This window comes from Erythrobacter oryzae (assembly GCF_030271515.1).
In the GTDB taxonomy this organism is placed as follows: Bacteria; Pseudomonadota; Alphaproteobacteria; order Sphingomonadales; family Sphingomonadaceae; genus Erythrobacter; species Erythrobacter oryzae.
The window spans coordinates 1-1,162 of the sequence record NZ_JASCXI010000007.1 but is presented as its reverse complement, the minus strand read 5'-3'; the positions used below and the strand labels follow the sequence as shown (position 1 = coordinate 1,162).

1 protein-coding gene and 1 pseudogene are annotated in these 1,162 nt (G+C 78.1%); both read right to left on the bottom strand.

What is annotated here, in order from left to right; translation table 11 throughout:
• Positions 1 to 914: pseudogene (locus PFX90_RS17100) on the bottom strand (hypothetical protein); the annotation flags it as partial.
• A gap of 28 nt (positions 915 to 942) precedes the next feature.
• On the bottom strand, positions 943 to 1,162 hold a 220-nt coding region (locus PFX90_RS17095), incomplete at its 5' end, for a hypothetical protein (RefSeq protein WP_285713950.1).

The following is a 1,162-nucleotide window of genomic DNA, read 5'->3' as shown; positions in this document are numbered from 1 at the left end:
CGGGGGCGCGCCGCCGGGGCCGCAGGCACGGCGGGCTGCGAGGGGGCTGCAACCGGCTCCCCGGGCGAGCCTGCAGCGGCAACGGGCGCGCGCAGAGCGGCGGGGACCGGAAGCGCTGCGGCGGCCAGCGCGACCGCACTCGCAGCGCCGGATGGCAGCAGGGGCGGCGGCGCGGTGACCGCATCACCCAGCGGCACCGGCACAAAGGCCAGCGCCTGCACGAGCGGCTGCGGGGTGGTGACACTCTCGAAGGCGATCGCGGGCACCGCGACAGCCTCCGCGGCCTCGGTCGGGTGAGCGCCATCGTCTTCCGGCCCGAGGCTGGACTCGGGCGCGTCCTCGCCCGGCACCCCGTTCGTCAGGAGCATCCGCGCAGGCACCGACGGAGCGGGGCTGGCGACATGGGCGTGCTTGCGAGGCTCGGGACGAAGCGTGGCCTCGGGCAGCGCCGGAAGCTCCGCCGCCGATGCCGCCGCCGCTGCGGGGGCAGGGAGCGGCGAGGGGACGGCAGCGACGGAAACTGCAACCGGGGGCGCAGGCACATCCGTGGTGTCCGCAGCGGGAAGCGGCAGAGCGGGCGGCAGCACGGGCGGCAAGGGTGCGCCCGCCTCCGGCAGGATCTTGCCGCCCGGCCACGCGGCCAGCACGCTCGCCGGCACCGCCTCGGCGCGCAGGCCGGGGACTTGCGGCGGCGTGCTCAGGGCGCCGGACACCGCCTCGGGAGCGCTGCCCGCGTGGGCCAGGGTTGGCACGGCACCCGGCGCTGCTGGCGCAGGCGCGCCGAGCGCCTCGAGCAGGCCGGCAAAGTCGGGCGTCCCCGCCCCAGGCACAATCGCAGCGGCGGGGCCGCCCGCGTGCGCGTCGGTGACGGGAGGCCGGGGGCTATCGGGCAGGAGCGGGAGCAGGCTGGTCACGTCGGGCGGCTTCCTCTTGAACGGGAGGTCAATCGTCCCGGCGGCTCTGCAACTTGCGTGCCAGCGGCACTTCGCGCGCCGCCGCGCGGCGTTCCTGCGCGGCGGCGAGCGCGGCGCGGGCCTCGGCGCTCATCTCGGAGAGGCGCTTGGCGCGGGTCTCGGTGCGGGCGAGCGCGTCGGCCTGCCACTCGCGCTGGCGGGCGGCATCGCGCGCGGCGTCCCCGGCGTTGGCGGCAAGCTGCGCGAGC